The organism is Neptuniibacter sp. (assembly GCF_024231755.1).
Taxonomy (GTDB): domain Bacteria; phylum Pseudomonadota; class Gammaproteobacteria; order Pseudomonadales; family Balneatricaceae; genus Neptuniibacter.
This window is the reverse complement of sequence record NZ_JAAEQH010000062.1, coordinates 22,505-42,515: the sequence shown is the minus strand read 5'-3', so window position 1 is coordinate 42,515 and position 20,011 is coordinate 22,505. Positions and strand designations below refer to the sequence as shown.

The following is a 20,011-nucleotide window of genomic DNA, read 5'->3' as shown; positions in this document are numbered from 1 at the left end:
TTTATAATAACTGCCGCACTCTATATGTGCTTATCTTTGGAACGGTTATGCATAAGAAGTACCTCGAAGAACTACGAAATAAAATTACCCATGATCTTGATCGTGGAACTATCCTGCATAACCGTTTCAGAATGATCATGCTGCATGACACTGCCTTTTATGGGTTGCGTGAAGAGCTTGTCCATTCTCTGGGAGTTAAAACAGCCAGAGGGTTGTTTAAAAGAATGGGGTTTGCCTCCGGTTGCCATGATGCTGAAGTTGCTCTGCAAGAAAGGGAAAATCTTACTGATTTAGAATTATTCTCGCTGGGCCCGGAATTACATGCTATTGAAGGTCTTGTGGTTGTTGAACCGCTAGAGATGGAAATAGATATTAATAAAGGTTATATCAAAGGCTCCTTTCTATGGAAAAACTCTTATGAAGCAGAGGTTTCGCTGAAAGCCAATGGGGTAGCCGACGAACCAACGTGTTGGATGCAACTCGGTTATGCCATGGGTTTTTGTTCAACTTTAGTGAATGATTTTATCTACTTTAAGGAAACTACATGCTCCGGAGCGGGAGATGATGTTTGTACAATTGTAGGGAAGCCGCTCTCTGAATGGGATGAAAATGAAGTCAATCTGGCTGATTTTGAAACCCACTGTATTTCGGATCAAATCAACTGGCTGCAAACCCGACTAGATAATATCAACACAGAAAACTTTAGTTTTTCATTTAACGAAATAATTGGAAATAGCGCGCTTATAAAAGAGTCTATTGAAATGGTTGATAGAGTGGCCCCAACCGCTGCTTCTGTAATGGTTTTAGGAGAGACTGGTGTCGGAAAGGAACTTGTTGCTCGTCGCTTACATTCTAAATCACAACGTTCCAATGCCCCTCTTATCAGTATCAATTGCTCTGCGTTACCAGAAGGGTTGATCGAATCAGAATTGTTTGGTGTCGAAAAAGGAGCCTATACAGGTGCTACATCAACCCGTATTGGCAAATTCGAGAGAGCCCATAACGGAACCATTTTTCTAGATGAGATCGCCGAACTAAGCCCTAACGCACAAGCAAAGCTTTTAAGGGTGATACAGGAAGGGGAGGTTGAGCGTCTTGGCGGTTCAGTACCTATATCTATTGATGTCCGTATTATTGCCGCTACCCATAAAAACCTTTTAGAACTGGTGGAACAAAAACTTTTTCGTGAAGATCTCTATTACAGATTAATGACGATCCCATTGGTTATTCCTCCTTTAAGAGAACGTAAAAGTGATATACATCCTCTATCTGAACTATTTCTGAGGCATTACAGGGTTAAGTATCACAAGCCAGGTATAAGGTTAACGGACTCTGCCATGAAGCTTCTTGAGCAACAGAGCTGGCCAGGGAATATCCGAGAACTTAAGAATATTATCGAAAGGTTAGTCATTCTCTCAGGCAATGACGACATTACTATGCAAGAAGTACAAGAGCAGTTGGTAAGTTTGGAGCAACATGACTCAGTTCAACAATTAAGCTATGAGCAATGTATCAAACAGCTTAGCCAGAGTGGCACTAAGTTAGACCGTGTTATTAACGATCTAATCAGTTCAACACTTCAACAGAACAACGGAAATAAAAGCCAATCTGCAAAAGATTTGGGTATGTCTCGATCTCAATTGGATTACCGAATTTTAAAATATAGGATTAAGTAATGGATAACCCCGAAATCGGACACATAGTAAGTATTAATGGCATTGAAACCAATATTCATCTCTCCGGTGACGGGGAACCGGTTCTTCTGATCCATGGGTCCGGCCCTGGGGTTTCAGCATATGCAAACTGGCGTAAAGTACTCCCCGAACTTTCCCAAAACTTCTACACGCTAGCACCCGATATGGTGGGCTTTGGATACTCTTCAAAGCTTAATCAACCATTTGAATTATCAGCTTTTGTTAACCACTTACTTTCTATACTGGATCATTTCGAAATACCACAAGTCAGCCTGATTGGAAATTCGTTCGGTGGGGCTCTAGCGCTGCACCTGGCAAAGCAGTGTCCAAATAGAGTGAAGAGGCTTATTCTTATGGGCAGTGTGGGATCGAGGTTTGCATTAACAGAAGGTTTGGACGCGGTATGGGGCTATCAACCTTCAATTTCAAACATGCGTCACTTACTGGATATTTTCGCGTTTAGCCGTGAATTGGTGACAGATGAACTTGCTGAATTACGTTATAACGCAAGTATTCGGGAAGGAGTACAGGAATCTTTCTCAGCTATGTTTCCTGCCCCTCGCCAGCGCTGGATCGATGCTATGGCTCTAACTGATGAAGAGTTAATGAGCATCTCGTGCCCTTCACTTCTTGTCCACGGAATAAATGATCAGGTGATACCAATTACCTGCAGTAAGCACTTAGACAAAACGCTACCAAATTCAGAGCTATTAATCTTTGAACAATGTGGTCATTGGGTGCAAATAGAAAAAGCTGATGAATTCACAAGAGCAGTAAAAGACTTCATATATTAACTCCGTGCTGTATTTATTACGTGTACAAAAGACAGCGCTTGAAAACACGCTGTTAATCAAAATTAAACAGTCGCGGTGTGGTTGGTAGGAATCCAAACAACTAAGGTCTGCAGTGCGATAGCATGCTTGACTGCTTGAGCTTAGTGATAAATTTACCTGCGTTTGACCGTAAACCCGAACTTGGCTCTTACAAAGGTTGTGAATATTGATGTAGGGCAATGGAGTGTATTGGATATCTTTGCGCACATAATCCGCACAGGAAATTTTCGGGTTATGGACCGGAGGTGAAAATTAGGCACAAAAAAAGCGGCCATCTTTTGATTCCGCTTCTCTATCAGAGCCCTTGTAATACAAGGGTTTTCTCTGGTTCCTCAAAGGGTTGAGGAGGATGGTACCAGCGGCCGGACTCGAACCGGCACGCCCGTGAAGGCAAGGGATTTTGAATCAATCGTAACCTTTTGTATCTAAAGGGATTTACTAGGATGTAAGGTGGGAGAAAATAACTCATGGGAATGGTTTTTTAGGATCTTCATAGAGATGCTTGTCGTTGTTTGAGACCAGGATCCGCACAGGCAATTTATTACCTATCTTCCCTTAGCCGATAGATGATCAGGAAAAAAACTGTTCTTCCATTGCCTGTATGTTGTTTAATCCTCTAACAGGCTAACTTCGTCACAGGAGGGGCCTCTTGTGACAGTTGTTATGTAGGTAACTGTTTGATTCTGTAGGTTTATTCTTATGGTGTGATAAGCGTATATGGGTAACACATATATACTACTCACTCATATTAGTTGTCTTTGCCTTTTTCTTCTCGGGGGGGAATAAGGACTTCTTCGCTCTCTTGGTTATTTTGTCCGTGTACTCTAACTCTTCATCCGATAGGCCCAATGACTCGAAGTTTCTATGTTTCCTTACTGATTTGAACTGTTCATGCCAGCGTGAGTTTGCGGTAGCAAGCGTAGCGGGGGCGTTTTCATCATAGGTTTTGATAGCAAAATCTATGATGTAGCCTTTAATTTCTAACCAATAATGGACCCTGGGTTCACCGCTGTGATGGTTTATCCCTTTCATGACTGCTAAATATTGATATGAATCCTTCCCACCATCCGCAGTAGGGATTGTTATGTATGAATCTTCTAGGAAGAACTTCCCCATTATGGTGCTTAAGTACGGAGAATTTGGATTTAGGAGATCTGGTAACTGTTTATTAGGTTTTTTGTATGTTTTAAATAGATATCTACGTAACTTAGTGGCTTGTTGATAAAAGTACTCTAACCAGTCAACTTGATCTGGGTGTGGGTCTGAAAATGCTTCTTTATCCTGAAAAATCCTATTTTGATCAGTTGCATTCGTGAAGTCATCACGACGTTTCCTACTTACTGGATCTTTCAACTTCGTGTCTGATAAAGGGCGCTTTGCTTGGATTAAGTCGAAGATTTCTTGAGGGCAAACTAGGGTTGGTAGATCGTGTGGAGAGCCTGGATAGTTACTTATCGGTAGTTCGATATTGACGATGATTCCGCTGTACATCCTGAGAATTCTAACTAGAGATTCTCGAATGGATTTCAGGTCGTTTGAAGTGTTGTGAGTTTTGCCTTGTTGGTTTTGTAATATATTTATAGATCTGAGTGGGCTGTGATGGTTGAGGTAACATTTAGGGTAGAACTTTGCCTCTGGTGACAACGATCTATGTGTTTTTTTCAACGTTTCCGCCACGATCTTACGTAGATCGTTGTCTACATTTACACCAATGCTGCTCACCCCGTAATCGTTTTGCCAGCTTTGAAAGTGCTCACGTAGTTCTAATGCTTGAATTATGCGCCCCGCAGTAGTGTTTTTATCAGGGGAGAGCCAGGATAGGCCAGCTATTTGAAGTGCATATGCAATACGTATAGGCCAGAGAGGGGCTGCCTCAGTTCTATTGTCGAGTGACTGTTTATTTAACGTGAAAATTTCCCATTTGAGGCATTGATCTTCGATCATTTGTTGAGGAAGGTTCACCGGGAGGATTAAAGATAATGGGACTTTGTCGCTTGGGAGTTCTTGATAATCAGGTGCTATTTCATGGCATATTTTCTGAATAGCATCATGGTTGTAGATGTAATTAGATTCCTCTTTACAGGTATCTGACAGTGTGTAGGTGCTTACTTTGACTCTGTTTGGTTCACAATCTTTCTTGTTTAGTGCAGCAAACGGATCTGATGAAGCTAGTTCCTCTCCATAGAACAACTTACTGTACTTATCACCAAAGTTAGGGGACTCACGGTATAGGTAAGCCGCCAGTGAGTTTGTCAGCGGGGTTTCGTTTTTTCCCTTATATTGCTCCTCGAACATATGCAGTTGGGCTGTTAAATCATGAGGATTGGGTAGGATTCCCTTCTCTGATATCACTGGCAGACCCAGTAAGCGGGCTATCCATAAGCTCTGTGTGTGGACCTGTAATATGCGGTCTGTATTAGGTGATTCAGGCACTTGATGTTATTTCCCTTCCTGCGACAGTGATTCCTATCATACTGAGGAGAATTTTGGATTTCCTTATATCTGTATCCCATATCTGAACAATTGAGGGATTTGATATGAGTAATCAGCATAAGCTAACCAAAGCATTCTTAGATAATGTCGAGAAACCACTTACAGGTCAGCGTGAGATCCGGGACACTCAGGTGCCTAATCTCAGGGCGTTAATTCTTCAGACTAAGATCGTTTTGATAGTTAGGAAGTGCTATCAAAATCAACGACACTACAGCCGTATCGCAGATTATCCTTTTCCAATTGATAAGGCTCGTCAGTTAGCTATCCAGTTTTGCAATGATGTTGAGACAGGTGGATTTTGCTCTGAGAGCAAAATGACTGTCGAGGAATTTTACTACCAATATTATCTTCCCTATTTGCGTAAGCATAAGAAGAACACGGGTTCAGAGGAGTCAAAGTTCAATAAATGGGCATTGCCATATATTGGGCAAATTCAGCTTCGTGAATTAAAGCGTATACATGTTGAGCGTCTGCTGTATCTGATGGCGGAGGATTGTGCCAACTCGACTGTTAATCGAATGAAGTCAGGAATTTCGAAGCTGTTATCTCTCGCGGTAGAGCACGAAATTCTGGTTAAAAATATCGCAGCAAAGATACCTAACCTTGATGAAGATAATAAAAGGTACCGAATTCTTACGCCTACAGAGTTGCCACTGTTTGTAGAGAGTTGTTTTGCTGATGAAGATTCTGTTCGAACTGATGCGATATTGCTGTGCTTGTTTCTGGGTTTGCGGGCGATGGAGAGTTATTCATTGACTATTAGCCAGGTCGCACCAGATCTATCAAGTATTCTGCTCAGGAAGACAAAATCGAAGCGAGATCATCGTGTATACCTGAATACCCCGGCTAAGGAGATCATTCGCCGTCGACTGTCTGAAACCTGGAATGAGTTTCTGTTTCCGTCTGAGGTTAACGATGGTCGGCATATAGGGCATCCGTACGTTACTTTCCAGCGTATCTGTAAACGTGCTGGTATATCTGTACGCCAGTTTAAAGGTACAGGAGAGCCCCTGATTATCCATGATCTTCGTAGAACATGGAGCCATTATTGTTTGTCTCAGTCTGATATGGAGACGACCAGTAAAATGATGAACCACTCTAGTATTCAGCACACTGCTGATCGTTATGCTCACTATAACGACCAATATCAGACCGATGTATCTGAGCGAGTGGGTTTAACCATGCTTGACTCAAAAGTTGCCTCCTAAAGACAGTCACTCCTTTCTGAAATCCTTTCGATCCCATAAAACGCAAGATACCCCTGTATTTAACGAGAAACACAGGGGTATCTCACATGGACAACAAAAAGGTTTATCTCTCACCAGCTGACTTAGCTGAGCGTTGGGGCATTAAGGCTTCGACAATTTCAACCAACGCAAGTCGCAATCGTAGGTTGCTACCCCGGTTCAAGAAACTGGGTGGGCGTATTCGGTTTGACCTACAGGACGTTGAAGCTTTCGAAGAGCTTCAGACAGTGGATGTTCATTCCGAACAGGAAAATCCGGTTCTGACAGGCGTTATGCCTGTCAGGTAACAGAAACCAGCGGGTGCTGATTCTGTTAGTGAGATTGAGCACCTGCATCCAATGAAGAGGAGGATGGTCGTATGAAAGCAGTTGTGTTTCCCAATGATGATACATGTAAGAACGAACTGATCGCTATGGTGACTTTGTTTCGTTCAAAAGGTGTCATGGTTAAGGGTGAAAACGGCAACATGATCACTTACATCAAAAACACCAACGATGAAGTTAATGAGTTGGTGCGCGATGAAATCAACAAGATCATGTTCGAAGCGGAGAAGGGTAAGTTTTATCAGCCAGACTGGAGTTTTGTTGACGCTGCGGACAGTGAAGCAAAGTAATCGAATGAGAGTGAACAGAAATAGTCCCTCATGATGGGGCTATTTTTTTAACTGTATAGGTACATATTTATGGCGCATGTAAAAGCATTTGATCTGCCTGAGCAGGTAATTACTGATGATGCTGATCCTGTTGATATAGAGAGACTTTTAGCTTCTGAGCTTAACGAAGCTGAAGGGGACCCATTAGCGGTGTTACCTGGTGAGGGAGAGACACTCTTTGTTGGTATTGATAGCGAGTGGGAATACGATCCTGAAACCGGCCAGAACGAAGTAATCTGTTACACCGCTGTTATTGATGCTGGTGGTTTTGAAAAGGGGTACATCGTTTACCCAGATGGGCCTACGAAAGCAGATAGGTTATCTCTGGAGAAATTCCTGGGACATGTAGTTCATCAGGCAAAGAAGGAAGGGCAGATTCCCGTATGGCCCAAAGATATTGTGGTGTTTTGCCACTTTATGAGAGCCGATATTGTGAATTTCAAAGACTTCTGGACTGTTAAGCAGAGCACTAATTCCAATGCTGGCACGATTGGTTCTTTGGGGCTCAAAGCGAGGGATGAAGAAGGTGAGTACCAAGACTAAGGCAAAGAAGCGTAAGCAAAAGCAGAAATCTGAGAAGGGGGCAGTAGATAAAAAGGTTTTGGTTTTGAGGGATCAAAATCGAAAGCCCCGGCTTTGCAAGGTGAAGCTGATAGATACCATGCCCTTGGTGCCTGGAGGTAAGTCGTTAGATCATGTTGGACATTTAATCGGATTGAAAAAGCTGTCGCTTCCGGAAGGCCAACATATTAGCAGAATGAAGAAATTCTTTTCTGAAGAACCAGCTGAGGCTGAGGCTTATGGACTTAGGGACTCACAAGCCACTCTGCGCTTTGGTAAACACGTTATCAACGTATTTAGTGAAGAGTTTGAATTGGATGGGATTCCTACGACGATTGGTAGTGCTGCGGTGCGTTACTTCGTTAAACAATTTGGAGATCCTGAGCACTTCAGGAAAGTGTTCGGACAAAGCATTGAAAAGGAATATTACTGGCATATTGAAAAGCAGAAGTTTTGTTCACGAACTATAAAAAGCATTACACCTGAAGCACTTGTGTTCTATGACTTTGTTGCACGTTGTTTTCGGGGTGGAAGAAGTGAAGCTTTTGTTTGTGGGCTTAGTGAAGATGGAGAGGGAGTTGCACAGTATGACGTGGATTTATCTGGGGCGTATTCTACTACTTTATTGATCCTAAGAGAGCCTGATTATGCAGGAGCTTACCTAACTAAAGATCTAAAGGATTTCTGCGGTGAGGTGATGGGTTTTGTTTATGCCGACTTTGAGTTTCCTGAAGGGACTCAATATCCCTGTATTCAGGTCCCAGATGGGACACGCGGGTTGTTCTTTCCGCTGCAAGGTACAAGTTACTTTACCGCCCCTGAGTTGGAGTTAGCTCTAGAAATGGGAGCAAAAATTAATATTAGAACCGGTGTGGTGGTTCCGTGGGCGAATGATAATAGGGTCTTTGAGCCATTTGTCAGGAAGGTAAGGGCCAAGCGTAAAGAGCATCCCCCGAAATCCATAGAAAATGAGCTATACAAGTTGATGTTGAACTCAATCTATGGAAAGTGTGGACAATCGCTCAGGGGCAAGTCTGCCTTTGATACACGTGAAATGGGATCGAAGAAGATAGGTCCCAGTCCGTTAACAAACCCTTACTTTGCGGCATATGTAACAGGCTTTGTTCGCGCAGTTTTGTCGGAACTATTGTGGAAAATACCTGAAGGCGAAGTGATTTATAGTGCAACGGTTGACGGCTTTCTGACGAGTACAGAGCCGTCCCGCATAGACACTTCTGGGACTATGTACAAACGCTTTCAAAGCTTATTGGACTTGCTTGACGAGGAGGGAAAATGATGTTGGAACTTAAACATGCGACGAAGCAACTGATCTGTGCCAAGACTAGGGCCCAGTTTACTGTCCAAAAACATCCAAACCCTGAGTTTGAGCCCGTACTTGCTAAAGGGGGCGTCAGACCTCCTGATGATGTGGATGATAAAAATGCGTATATGGTTGATCTGTATATGAACCGGGAAGCTGGTCAGAAAATTGATAACAGTCATTTGATATCAATTCGAGAGCAGTGGTTCACCGAATCCGATATGGTGATGCATCGTAAGGAGAGGAAGCTCAACTTAGAGTATGATTTCAAGCGAAGGCCAGTTAACCCTAGGATGGTTGATTCACCTGTAGGGGCACATCTGACGTTTGATACAGTTCCTTGGCGAACAGTTGAAGATGCACGGATAGCGCGAGGTATGTTTGATCAGTGGCGTGAAACACGCTGTCTGAAAACGCTAGAAGATTTCTATGATTTTGAAGACTTCTACCTGACTAAGCTTGCCCTGCGTAAGTTGAACATGCGCTTGAACGAAGGAGAAGATTCTACTGTGATTTTGAAACGTATGTTCCTTCGAGCATGGGTAAAGAATATGTGGGGGATTGAAAAAGATATGACATATAAGGATATGGTGCAGTGGTTAAATGAGCATGGGATTCCTGCAAAGAGGGGAGACTTGAACGCCGCTGCAAAAAAGGATGCTTTTCCAATTAAAAACACTGTGCCTAATACTGAGAAAGTGAGAAGAGGGTTGAGTGCTTTGAAAGAGCGATACCCTACTTTGTGTGAATCTGATTTCCTCATTTAACGTTGTTTAATTACATAATATGCCTCGCATTTGCGGGGCATATTTGTTTCTAGCAGACATGAGGGTGTGAAGAGATAGGTGAAACACGATTAATCTCAATAATTCTCTATCGATTGTTAATACCAACCCAGTTCTGGGTTAATCTACGTGTCTATCTAATGGAAACCATCGGTCATAGAAGGCGCTTGCGTGGCAAAAACATCTGCAAAGAACCAGAAAAGGTTATAAGAAAAATTCCTTAATTGTAGGGCTTAAGCTACAGAGCAAAACTTACAACAAGCAAAATATTTTTACTTGAGCGCCGCAGAAGAATGAAGTCGTGCAGGAGCTTATCAGGTGGGTTTAATGCATATGAATCATCCAGATCTGATTAAAGCGGATGTGGCTGTTCACTGGCTCACTATTGCAGCGCTTGAAACTGATGCGGCTGAGCTTATGCAGGCTATTCAATCAGGCACAGACCAAACTAACGATCCGATTTTGGAAATTCGGCAGCTAATAGCGAAAGGTGAATTGGAATATGCTCTGCAAAAACTGATTTTCCTATCCGAGCAGGAACCTCCAAATATAGAGGCTCTGACACGGCTCGCTTGGTTGTATGAAGCAGGTCTAGGGGTAGATCAAGATATTGGCAGAGCTGCTGAGTTATTTAAACGCGCGGCAGAAGAAGGTAATGCTGAAGCTCAATATGCAATCTCGGTAATGTATGAAACGGGAATAGGTCAAAAACAGGATAGAGTTCAGGCTGAGTATTGGTTAGAAAAGTCAGCAAAGCAAAGCTATCAGCCTGCTGTCGATAAGTTAAGTTCCCCCAAGTAAGGCCTTAGATGTTTCTTAGTAGTGTATGTAAATAAACACTGGACTAACCCAGCTTCAATACGGATTTTCCGAGTACTCTTTAGTTAGTCGTTATCTGGATGAAATTTTTAGTAACGATCTCTTCTTGAAAATTTTGGCGAAGATAGTCCTGCATTTCAGTGGTAGAAAGCAATAAAGTTATACGCTTCCAGGTTTGCCGTTTATGGTTGGTGCAGCCAGGGGAAGGTTTGTAGCATGCCCATAAGTCATGTCCTTGCCTCGAAAAACGAGATACACACAAGGCATCGTTAATATGTTCTAGCATAATGAGTGATTCCTTTAACTTCGATAGAGCCGTCATTGGCCATTCGGTTGAAAGCCACTTGCCTGGCTCTGATAAAGATAAATTCGCCGGCAGCTTCAGTAACTTAAGATTGCTGTACAGAATTGGATTTATACAGACAGAGGGAAGAGAAGATAACAGAAGGCGTTTTACGTAAGAGTACGGCCTGTGAGCCATACTCTATATAATGCGTAAAGCTATTTAGATTTATATAGCCTGGATATTCTCAGCCTGAGGGCCTTTCTGGCCTTGCGTCAGAGAAAATTCAACCTGCTGACCTTCTTGAAGGCTTTTGAAACCATCACCAGCAATGGCGCTGAAATGAGCAAAAACGTCAGGGCCTGACTGTTGTTCAATAAAGCCAAAGCCTTTTTCGTCGTTAAACCATTTCACTGTGCCAGTAATTGTATTGGACATAATTTTTAATCCTATTTTCGGAAATAAATGAACCGCCTGAATGTAGGCAGAAAAATGCAGGAATTTTTACGTTGTACTTATGAAAACAGGACGAGGAATTGGGAAAGACTTCGAAATGGCGTGCATAAATAGGTGATAAAGCATCAAGCTGATCAAACAATACACAGCTGTCTAAGGTAGGTCAATGATTATCTCGTAACTTCTACTGAATTTCAGGCCTCGGTGTCGTCGATGTTGATGTTTATCGGTTTCCGTAGGTTGGAGGTTACACTCCTAGAGCTTGGTTCTTCAGAGAGCATGAATTAAGCCTCTATTTACTGTTTTGACAAAGTGCTAGTTAGACACATATGCGAAATATTGGCGGTTGGTTTGAACGTCCCTGCCCTGAAGAAAGCCTAATGAGGACATTGGTAGCTATAAGCTCTACATAATCACTATTGAAACTAATTAATAGCGATATATTGGGGGGGCTTTGCTTCGTGTTACAAATAATTAGTTATCAACTTCAGCTGAAGGGCGGTCAATTTGGCCGATATCCAGCATTGGTGCTGCATCAAGGTGCTGGGCATCCAGCATAAAGGAAACTCTCTCCAGAGCCGATATAATCATGGATTGTTCCCAATCTTGCATATCGTCAAAACGGCGAGTGAACATATCCTGTTGAGTCGTTGGAGCACCTTTCATTAACTCAAGACCATTTGGACTAAGTGAAATCCAAACTTTTCGTTTGTCATCAACGCCGCGCTCTCGTGTGATTAAACCTTTCTTCTCCAGTCGATCAAGAATGCTGGTAACGGTAGCCTGCGTTAGGGAGACTTCTTTAGCTAACTCACCGGTAGTAACTGGTGCAGCTTGTCTTAGCGCTTGCATAGTCATTAATTGCGGGAGAGTTAGCCCGGTAAGTCGACTAATCTCTTTTTCCTGCATATCTGTAGATCTGATTATCTGACGTAGAAGAACAAGGGCGTCTTGGCTTTTATCCATCTTATCTAACCTAGTTTTAATTAAGGTTGGATTTTATCTGAGCTTGTATCTGTTGTCATAATTTTAAAAAAGAATAGTGTTACTAAGTATTTTAATGGAGTTGTTGCACTTATTTAGTGCCTGCTCAGCATGATTTTAGTTGATTTTAATGGGTTCGGGTTGAATTTGAGCCGGATTGGTGTTTTATAATATATAGCCTTGCTAAATAATAGTCTTACTAAATATTAGAATGTCTATCGAAATATCTTATAGAAAGCCTGAGCATACGGATGGCGCTCAGGTGCACGCTTTAATCGAACGCTGCCCTCCACTTGATACCAATTCTGTTTATTGCAATCTGCTCCAATGCTTGGATTTTGCGGAAACATCGATTGTTGCGCAGAACAAGAAGGGGGAAATTGTCGGATTTATATCTGGTTATATCCCACCAAAGCGCCCAAGAACCTTGTTTATTTGGCAGGTAGCCTTGGATTCAGAATATCGAGGGCTGGGTGTGGCATCTGAAATGCTGTCTAGGCTGTTTAGCCGAGATAGTGACCTGCGATACATGGAAACCACTATTTCCCCAAGCAATACAGCTTCTCATAAGTTGTTTAAAAACTTCTTCACTACACATCATATGGCGCTTGAGACCCGTACTCTTTTCGAAAGGGGTACTCACTTTGCGGATGATCATGAAAATGAAGTCCTATATAGGGCAGGCCCAGCCAAGCAGTTTGCTCCTATCCATGCAGTTTAGTTTTTACCTATATCAATTTTGAAAACCCAATGAGCCTTTTGGAGGCTAATAATGAAAATTTTTGAAGAGATTGAATCAGAAGTTCAGTCTTATGCGCGTTCCTTTCCCCGTGTGTTTAACCGGGCAAAAGGTGAGTTCCTATACGATGAAGAAGGCAATGAGTACTTAGATTTTTTGGCGGGTGCAGGGACACTAAACTACGGTCACAATAATGACCTCTTTAAACCAGCGTTGCTTAAGTACATTGAAGAAGATGGCATCACTCATGGCCTCGACATGCATACCAAGGCAAAAGGTGAGTTCATGGAATCTTTTAATGAAAAGATCCTGAAACCACGTGAACTGGATTATGTAATGCAGTTTACAGGGCCTACAGGCACAAATGCTGTTGAAGCCGCAATGAAGCTTGCACGAAATGTGACTGGCCGAGAGAACATAATCGCGTTTACCAATGGGTTTCATGGGGTAAGTCTTGGTTCCTTGGCTGCTACCGGTAACTCCCACCATCGTGGTGCGGCAGGGGTAAGCCTGAGTGGTGTAACACGAGTACCTTATGATGGTTACTTGGGTGATGAAATTGATACTACAGAGTATCTGGAAAAAGTGCTTTCAGACACCAGTAGCGGCGTAGATCTTCCAGCGGCAGTTATTGTTGAAACTGTTCAGGGTGAGGGAGGAATTAACGCTGCTAGCTTTGAATGGCTAAAAAACCTGGAAGCTATCTGCCGTAAGCATAAAATTCTTCTGATTATAGATGATATACAGGCGGGCTGTGGACGTACTGGTACTTACTTTAGCTTTGAAGAAGCTGGCATAACACCGGATATTGTTACCCTCTCCAAATCGCTAGGTGGCTTCGGCTTGCCATTCGCTGTTGTTTTATTTAAGCCAGAGCTTGATCAATGGAAACCGGGCGAACATAACGGCACTTTCCGCGGCAACAATTTTGCGTTTGTTACAGCAAAAGCTGCGATTGACCATTATTGGTCGGATGATCAGTTCTCAAAAGAGATCAAACAGAAAGGTCAGTACGTATCAGAACGTCTGGAAAAAATAGTAGCAAAATACGGCGAAGGTAACTTCACTACCCGTGGACGCGGAATGTTCCAGGGCATTAACTGTGTTAGCGGTGAACTGGCATCTAAGATTACCAAGCAGTGCTTCCAGAGTGGTTTGATTATTGAAACCAGTGGTGCAGACGATCAGGTTGTTAAGTTCCTCTGCCCCCTTGTAATCAAGCAAGAGAACCTAGCAAAAGGAATCGATATTGTTGAGCAGGCAATTAAAGATGTTTGTGACGCAGCAAATAGCATTCCGGAAGATAACGATTACTTCGACGCGGTATATCACCAGTCAGCATAAGGCCATAAACAGATGATCCTACGTACTTTACAAGAAGCTGAAAAATCAGAGCGCCGTGTTGTATCCCCGGATGGAAATTGGGAGAGTACTCGGCTGCTACTCAAAGACGACAATATGGGCTTCTCTTTCCATATCACGACTATTTATGCAGGTACTGAAAGCCATATTTGGTATCAAAACCATCTTGAGTCGGTCTATTGCATCAGCGGAGAAGGTGAAGTTGAAACATTAGATGATGCTGCAATTCACCCGATAAAACCGGGCTCTATTTACATTCTGGATAAAAACGATGAACACCTCTTGCGTGCACATACAGAGCTAAAGCTTGCCTGTGTATTTAACCCTGCCCTTAACGGCAAAGAAGTACATGACGAAAATGGCGTTTATCCAATAGAAGAGAGTTAAGGAGCCTTAAATGTTAAAGCCCGAAGATGTTTACCCTTCGAGAATAAAAGATTCTGCTGAAGTTTTACCTCGTCTTGATCCAGTAATCCATCCGTCTGATATTGACGGTTCTGAACTACTGGATGAGGCTGACATTAAGAGCTTCCAGGAAAAAGGATATTTGTTACTGCCTAATGAGTTTTCGGCATCTGAAGTCGAAACGTTCAGGGCTGAACTGGAACGAATGCAGTATGACATATCGTTACTAGATTCCCCTGAAGCTATAACAGAGCCAGATAACGGCGAATTACGTTCTGTATTTCAGGTTCACAAAGATCACCCTGTCTTTTCAAAAGTTGCAAAAGACTCTCGAATTGCTGACATCGCGCGCTTTATTCTGGGTGGAGATGTTTATATTCATCAGTCACGCCTCAACTTTAAACCTGGATACCGAGGAAGAGAGTTTTATTGGCACTCTGATTTTGAAACTTGGCATGTAGAAGATGGGATGCCGCGGATGCGTGCTGTTAGTTGTTCGATCTTGCTTACAGATAATGATGCAAAAAATGGTGCGTTGATGCTCATGCCCGGGTCACATAAAGAGTATGTTACCTGTGTCGGCGAAACACCGGATAATCACTACCTATCCTCTTTGAAAAAGCAGGAATACGGTGTCCCTAGTGATGAGAGTTTGAAGTACCTCAGTGAAAAGTATGGAATCGATTGCGCTGAGGCTAAGGCCGGTTCAGTGCTGTTTTTTGATTGTAATGTAATGCATGGCTCCAACAGCAATATCACTCCAGATCCGCGTAGCAATCTTTTCTTCGTCTACAACCATATTGACAATATGGTATTTGATCCGTTCTGCGGTAAATCCCCGCGCCCAGAATTTATTTGTTCTCGCGAAACTATCAAAACTATCTAAATGCAGGGGGGAGTTAATCCCCCGAGCATCATAAATATGACTCATACAGTAGAAAAAATTGGCGGTACATCCATGAGCCGCTACAGAGAAGTTTTAAACAATATCTGGCGGCAAAAGAAAAAGGGCAGCCCATACAATAGAATTTTTGTTGTCTCTGCATATGCAGGTGTCACCGATATGCTTCTCGAGCATAAAAAAACAGGCGATGCCGGTGTCTATAGCAGCTTTATCGAAGCTGAGGAAAAGGATGCTTGGCTTGAGCGATTGAAACAGGTGCACCAATACCTTCGCAACATAAATGAAGACATGTTCACAGGTCAGCTTCTGGAAGCAGCGAATACATTCATTGATGTACGCATTGCAGATGTAGAAGAGTGTATGACGAGTTTGCAGAACTTGTGTTCTTTTGGGCATTTTCAGTTGAAACAACACCTATCAACAGTGCGCGAAATGCTGGCGTCGATTGGTGAGGCTCATAGTGCGTTTAACTCTGTTTTGTTGCTTAAATCAGAAGGGATAAGTGCCCGTTTTGTAGATCTTACTGGCTGGAAGCAAGAGGTTGTTTTGCCGATCAACGAACTTATCGAGCAAGCCTTTGCTGACAACACTTGTGCTGAAGAGCTGTTGGTCGTTACAGGTTACACCAACTGTGCAGAAAAGCTCATGCAAACATTCGACCGTGGTTATAGTGAGATGACATTCTCAAAAATTGCTTCAATCACTAAAGCCCGGGAAGCAGTTATACACAAAGAGTTCCACCTCAGTAGTGCTGATCCTCGAATTGTTGGCGAGGAGAATGCTGTCGCGATTGGTATGACGAACTTTGATGTAGCCGATCAGCTGTCAAACTTAGGCATGGAAGCTATTCACCCTAAAGCGGCTCAAGGCATTCGAAAAGCCAATATTAAGCTCAGGGTAAAAAATACATTCGAACCAGAGCATCACGGAACGATCATTGATAATGCTTATTGCAACCCAAGACCTTGTGCCGAAATCATTGCAGGTCGCAAGGATGTACAGGCATTAGAAGTGTTTGATCAGGAAATGCTTGGTTCGCCTGAGTACGATATTGCTATTAGCCGCCTAGTCAAAGAGCTAAAAATACAGTTGATTAACAAAGAAGCAGATGCAAACAGCATCACTTTCTACCTTTCTGGAAATCGCAAAATGATCAACCGTCTGGTGCGCTTGATCGAAGAAAAATTTGAAACCGCAGAAGTTAAATTAGACAAAGTCGCACTTGTATCGGCGATAGGGTCTGACCTGAATGTAAAAGGGATTTTATCGAAAACGGTCTCATCACTCACCGCAGCAGATATCAATGTGTTGGCCTTACACCAAACTATGCGTCAGGTGGAGATGCAATGCGTTGTTGCTGAAAGTGACTATGATCTAGCTATTAAGTCATTACATCAAACTTTGGTAGAAAGTGAAAACCACGGGTCTGTCATTAGAACCGAAGTGGCTTAGTCATGACGAATTCTGTTATGAAAATGGCTTTGGGTTTATTGGCGATATTATTGCTTGAAATACTCGTGGTATTGATTCTGGGTGAAAATCGCAATGTGTTCTGGCTAGCACTGGGGATGATCAGTGTGAATATTGCAATTGCTATCTCTCTATTAGTCACAATAAATAGAGGTGCACCTACCGATAATCAGGAAAAGAATGATAGCAGACCTGAAATTGAATCACTGCACAAAGCATTAGCCGAGCTCTCTGAAGAAATGAATATATTAAAGAGTAACCTCAGAGCGCTAAACGATCGGCCATTTTCTAGGTCTGCAGACCTCAGTGTGATCTTGGAGAAATTGACAGCTATTGAATATGCAGACACAGACGGTTTGATGACTACTCCAAGTGAGGACCAAAAATTAACTGAAACAGAGCGATCTTTGAACTTTGTTTCTGAGTTTTTAGAAGAAGCATCCGTTGTTATAGAGCAAATGGTTGAACGTATTGAAGGTGTATTTGAGCTTCTTGATGGTATTGAGAGCATTGCCAATAAAACAAACCTGCTTGCTCTAAATGCAAATATTGAGGCGGCACGTGCTGGTGCAGCTGGAAAAGGCTTTTCTATAGTTGCTCAAGAGGTACGCGGATTATCACAGAGTAGTGCATCACTCAGTGAGCGTATAAAAACCGAAATTGTGGGCGCTAAAGCCTCAATTGATAATTTGCAGGTACTAGTACAGAACCTTACAGGTTTAGATCCTGATAAATGCATATCAGAAGTGGTGAACGCGAGGGAGCAGATTACAAATTTGCGTGAAACTGAAACCGAATTTCAAAGTAAGCAAGCGCTATATGAGCAAACAAAGCATCGCGTTGATGATATTAGAGTTTTGCTAATAGGTTTTAATGAGGCTCAGCATGAACTTGATCGGCTTAATCATGAGGCGCTTAATTCACTTGAATTCGAAGCCAAGACCATCATTCGTAAGCTATCCAATGAATTGCATGATCCCTGTTAGGCCACCCTTAATTATGACGTGTGTGGTACGAGCTTTAGGATGAACGCTTAAAATAAACTCTCTAGATCAACCGCTTAGATATTACCTGATTAATGTGTGAAAAGATCATAATGCTGAAACAACTAAAATATCTTTCTTACGCAATTGTGATATTGCTTTGTGCCAGTGTATCAGCTGATGAAAACACTGAAGGTCTTGACGCCACAGTCGGAACACTGGAGGAGCCCCTTTATAGCCCTTTCATTGAGCGTTATATAATTGATGAACTGAAGCAGCTTCGTACGGATCAACAAAACCTTAAGATTGAATTTTACAAAGAACTGACTGATCGCCAGTTAAAATTAGCAGAAGTTTCCGCTACTTATGCTACTGACACTGTTACTTATTTCTTCTACTTGATCGCCGCGACCAGTTCAGTGCTGTTATTAGTCGGCTGGAATTCTTTACGCGATATCCGCTCAAATATTGAGGGGCATGCTGAAGCAAAGATTTCTAAGCTGATTGTCGACTATGAAGCTCGTCTTGACCAGTTAGAGAAGAGCCTCGTTTCTAAGTCTGCTGTTATTAAAGCAAACCAAGCAGAAATTGAGACCACAAACGAGATCCAGGCATTATGGTTAAGAGCTGGCCAAGAATCTGCGTGGGAACAAAAAATTAAAATTTATGATCATATTCTTGAGTTGAGGCCTGAAAGCGCAGAAGCCATGACATATAAAGCGGACGCTGCTATTGAAATAGGGCAGCCACAATTAGCAATTGCTTTGTGTAATAAAGCATTAGAAATTGAACCGGATAGTGGTCATGCTTACTTCCAGCTTGCTTGTGCTTTTTCTGATTTGCAAGCCTTTGAAATTGCTTATGATTATCTGCTCAAAGCCATAACTATATCTGAGGATTACCGTGCTCAGTCAGCTGAAGAGGAACGGTTCTTACCCAATAAGAAAATTATGGAGCTACTTGGGAGTGTTAATAGTCATGGATGAGTTCAAACTTAGGAGATGAAAGCTTTGTCAAAAGGGTATTGCAAAGTGCTAATGAGCACTGAGCAGTCCTGAAACAAGTTGATATGCTAAGCTTGTTTTATGCATATTTTTTAATCGCTAAACGATTTCAGGGGATATATGGAGTTCATTACTGAAGGTGATACAGTGAAATGTATTAGGCGTATTCCGGAAGGAAAGCACGTAAACCTTATAACAGTAGCAACATTTCACATTGATGTTGATCGAGTAGCCCCCCATGTCGCGTCAGCCTTATCATCTGAGGAAATATTTGAGCTTGAGCAGTGGTTAGAGGATAGGTCAAAGTTGCAGGAAGCGTTGAAAGAAAGACCTATCGAAATAACCATATTAGAAGCGCTTCCCGGAGTATTGGATCAATCAGTAAGTGCTTTAAAAGAATTAGGGCAACTGGATAAAGATCTTTATAAAGCTATCAGAAAAAAGATAACCTCCCTCACTTCTGAGTTAGACAGAATCGATCGTATCGAACCTGAAGCATCAAAAGTAAAGCTAAAACAAATACCTAACAGTGAAGTATTGAAAGAGCGCTTGGAAACCATAAAGGACAATATTGAGAAATAAGTAAAGCTTTTCGTTATGAATATTAGCTTCAATACTGAAGATGCAAGTCAAGTCGCGATTGGAGCTTTTGCTCTTGCTGTTCCAATCTCTTTTTCAGAGGAAGCATGGAAACTGGGTGAGACGCTTCCTATAGAAAACCTCATATTACTTTTCTCTCTATCAGTCGCTTTTCTCTGCTTGTTTGCTTATGAGAGTATTTTCCAAGGTGATATAAAATACAGAGTTCCAGTGTTTGTTATACGTATCGTAATAGCTTATGTAATCACCGCATTAGTGGTTATTCTTGTTTTGTTCTCAATCAACAAATTTCCCCTGCTGTCTGACCCTTCCACAGCAATTAGCAGACTTGTGGTCATAACTATGCCCGCATCAATGGGGGCTATCATTGTGGATAGTTTTGATAAGGAGTGACTTACTAATAGAAGGGCCATGAA

The 20,011-nt window shown here is 42.3% G+C and carries 21 protein-coding genes; 18 read left to right on the top strand and 3 right to left on the bottom strand.

All coding sequences use genetic code 11. The features are described 5' to 3' along the window. Positions 1-47 precede the first annotated feature (47 nt). Both GY843_RS02960 and GY843_RS02955 read left to right on the top strand, forming a co-directional pair. A complete protein-coding gene (locus tag GY843_RS02960) occupies positions 48-1,676 on the top strand; it encodes a sigma-54-dependent Fis family transcriptional regulator (RefSeq protein WP_297306348.1) in 1,629 nt (542 codons plus the stop codon). Further along, positions 1,676-2,488, top strand: coding sequence for an alpha/beta hydrolase (locus GY843_RS02955; RefSeq protein WP_297306346.1), 813 nt, complete (start codon positions 1,676-1,678; stop codon positions 2,486-2,488). The genes GY843_RS02960 and GY843_RS02955 overlap by 1 nt, the downstream gene beginning before the upstream one ends. Before the next feature lie 774 nt (positions 2,489-3,262). Here GY843_RS02955 and GY843_RS02950 read toward each other — a convergent pair. Beyond that, complete coding sequence (locus GY843_RS02950) at positions 3,263-4,879, bottom strand: hypothetical protein (protein ID WP_297306344.1); 1,617 nt, start codon at positions 4,877-4,879, stop codon at positions 3,263-3,265. A 185-nt stretch (positions 4,880-5,064) separates the two neighbouring features. On the opposite strand from GY843_RS02950, the gene GY843_RS02945 reads away from it, so the two are divergent. From GY843_RS02945 to GY843_RS02915, 7 genes are all read left to right on the top strand, one after another. Then, positions 5,065-6,228 (top strand): site-specific integrase, encoded by a 1,164-nt coding sequence (locus GY843_RS02945; RefSeq protein WP_297306342.1) that lies wholly within the window; start codon positions 5,065-5,067, stop codon positions 6,226-6,228. Positions 6,229-6,314: 86 nt separating this feature from the next. Further along, positions 6,315-6,554: a helix-turn-helix domain-containing protein gene (locus GY843_RS02940; protein ID WP_297306340.1), complete on the top strand. Its 240-nt coding sequence runs from the start codon at positions 6,315-6,317 to the stop codon at positions 6,552-6,554. Positions 6,555-6,625: 71 nt separating this feature from the next. Further along, positions 6,626-6,880, top strand: coding sequence for a hypothetical protein (locus tag GY843_RS02935; protein ID WP_297306338.1), 255 nt, complete (start codon positions 6,626-6,628; stop codon positions 6,878-6,880). Between the two features lie 69 nt (positions 6,881-6,949). Then, positions 6,950-7,462: a hypothetical protein gene (locus tag GY843_RS02930; protein ID WP_297306336.1), complete on the top strand. Its 513-nt coding sequence runs from the start codon at positions 6,950-6,952 to the stop codon at positions 7,460-7,462. Then, a complete protein-coding gene (locus tag GY843_RS02925) occupies positions 7,446-8,777 on the top strand; it encodes a DNA polymerase (RefSeq protein WP_297306334.1) in 1,332 nt (443 codons plus the stop codon). The genes GY843_RS02930 and GY843_RS02925 overlap by 17 nt, the downstream gene beginning before the upstream one ends. After that, positions 8,774-9,568: a hypothetical protein gene (locus GY843_RS02920; protein ID WP_297306332.1), complete on the top strand. Its 795-nt coding sequence runs from the start codon at positions 8,774-8,776 to the stop codon at positions 9,566-9,568. Before GY843_RS02925 ends, GY843_RS02920 begins: the two co-directional genes overlap by 4 nt. Positions 9,569-9,913: 345 nt before the next feature. Further along, entirely contained in the window at positions 9,914-10,387 is a 474-nt protein-coding gene (locus GY843_RS02915) for a tetratricopeptide repeat protein (RefSeq protein WP_297306330.1), read from the top strand. A 529-nt stretch (positions 10,388-10,916) separates the two neighbouring features. Here GY843_RS02915 and GY843_RS02910 read toward each other — a convergent pair. Together GY843_RS02910 and GY843_RS02905 are read right to left on the bottom strand one after the other, a co-directional pair. After that, positions 10,917-11,126, bottom strand: a complete 210-nt coding sequence (locus GY843_RS02910; protein ID WP_297306328.1) for a cold-shock protein — start codon at positions 11,124-11,126, stop codon at positions 10,917-10,919. A gap of 492 nt (positions 11,127-11,618) precedes the next feature. Further along, positions 11,619-12,110 (bottom strand): MarR family winged helix-turn-helix transcriptional regulator, encoded by a 492-nt coding sequence (locus GY843_RS02905; protein ID WP_297306326.1) that lies wholly within the window; start codon positions 12,108-12,110, stop codon positions 11,619-11,621. A gap of 229 nt (positions 12,111-12,339) precedes the next feature. Between GY843_RS02905 and ectA the strand changes: the two genes are divergently transcribed. From ectA to GY843_RS02860, 9 genes are all read left to right on the top strand, one after another. Next, on the top strand, positions 12,340-12,849 hold the full coding sequence (gene ectA, locus GY843_RS02900) for a diaminobutyrate acetyltransferase (protein WP_297306324.1): 510 nt from the start codon (positions 12,340-12,342) through the stop codon (positions 12,847-12,849). 51 nt (positions 12,850-12,900) lie between these two features. Further along, the gene (gene ectB, locus GY843_RS02895; protein WP_297306322.1) at positions 12,901-14,211 is read left to right on the top strand and encodes a diaminobutyrate--2-oxoglutarate transaminase; all 1,311 of its coding nucleotides are present in this window, start codon (positions 12,901-12,903) and stop codon (positions 14,209-14,211) included. Positions 14,212-14,223: 12 nt separating this feature from the next. Then, positions 14,224-14,616: an ectoine synthase gene (locus GY843_RS02890; protein WP_297306319.1), complete on the top strand. Its 393-nt coding sequence runs from the start codon at positions 14,224-14,226 to the stop codon at positions 14,614-14,616. Between the two features lie 10 nt (positions 14,617-14,626). After that, positions 14,627-15,520, top strand: coding sequence for an ectoine hydroxylase (gene thpD / locus GY843_RS02885; protein ID WP_297306317.1), 894 nt, complete (start codon positions 14,627-14,629; stop codon positions 15,518-15,520). A gap of 36 nt (positions 15,521-15,556) precedes the next feature. Beyond that, positions 15,557-16,990 (top strand): aspartate kinase, encoded by a 1,434-nt coding sequence (locus GY843_RS02880; protein WP_297306315.1) that lies wholly within the window; start codon positions 15,557-15,559, stop codon positions 16,988-16,990. A 2-nt stretch (positions 16,991-16,992) separates the two neighbouring features. Beyond that, positions 16,993-17,994 carry a methyl-accepting chemotaxis protein gene (locus tag GY843_RS02875; protein WP_297306313.1) on the top strand — a complete coding sequence of 334 codons (1,002 nt, stop codon included), beginning with the start codon at positions 16,993-16,995 and terminating at the stop codon, positions 17,992-17,994. A 110-nt stretch (positions 17,995-18,104) separates the two neighbouring features. Next, positions 18,105-18,977: a hypothetical protein gene (locus tag GY843_RS02870; RefSeq protein WP_297306311.1), complete on the top strand. Its 873-nt coding sequence runs from the start codon at positions 18,105-18,107 to the stop codon at positions 18,975-18,977. Between the two features lie 138 nt (positions 18,978-19,115). Further along, on the top strand, positions 19,116-19,577 hold the full coding sequence (locus GY843_RS02865) for a hypothetical protein (protein ID WP_297306309.1): 462 nt from the start codon (positions 19,116-19,118) through the stop codon (positions 19,575-19,577). 15 nt (positions 19,578-19,592) lie between these two features. Further along, positions 19,593-19,988 (top strand): DUF2391 family protein, encoded by a 396-nt coding sequence (locus tag GY843_RS02860; RefSeq protein WP_297306307.1) that lies wholly within the window; start codon positions 19,593-19,595, stop codon positions 19,986-19,988. Positions 19,989-20,011 lie beyond the last annotated feature (23 nt).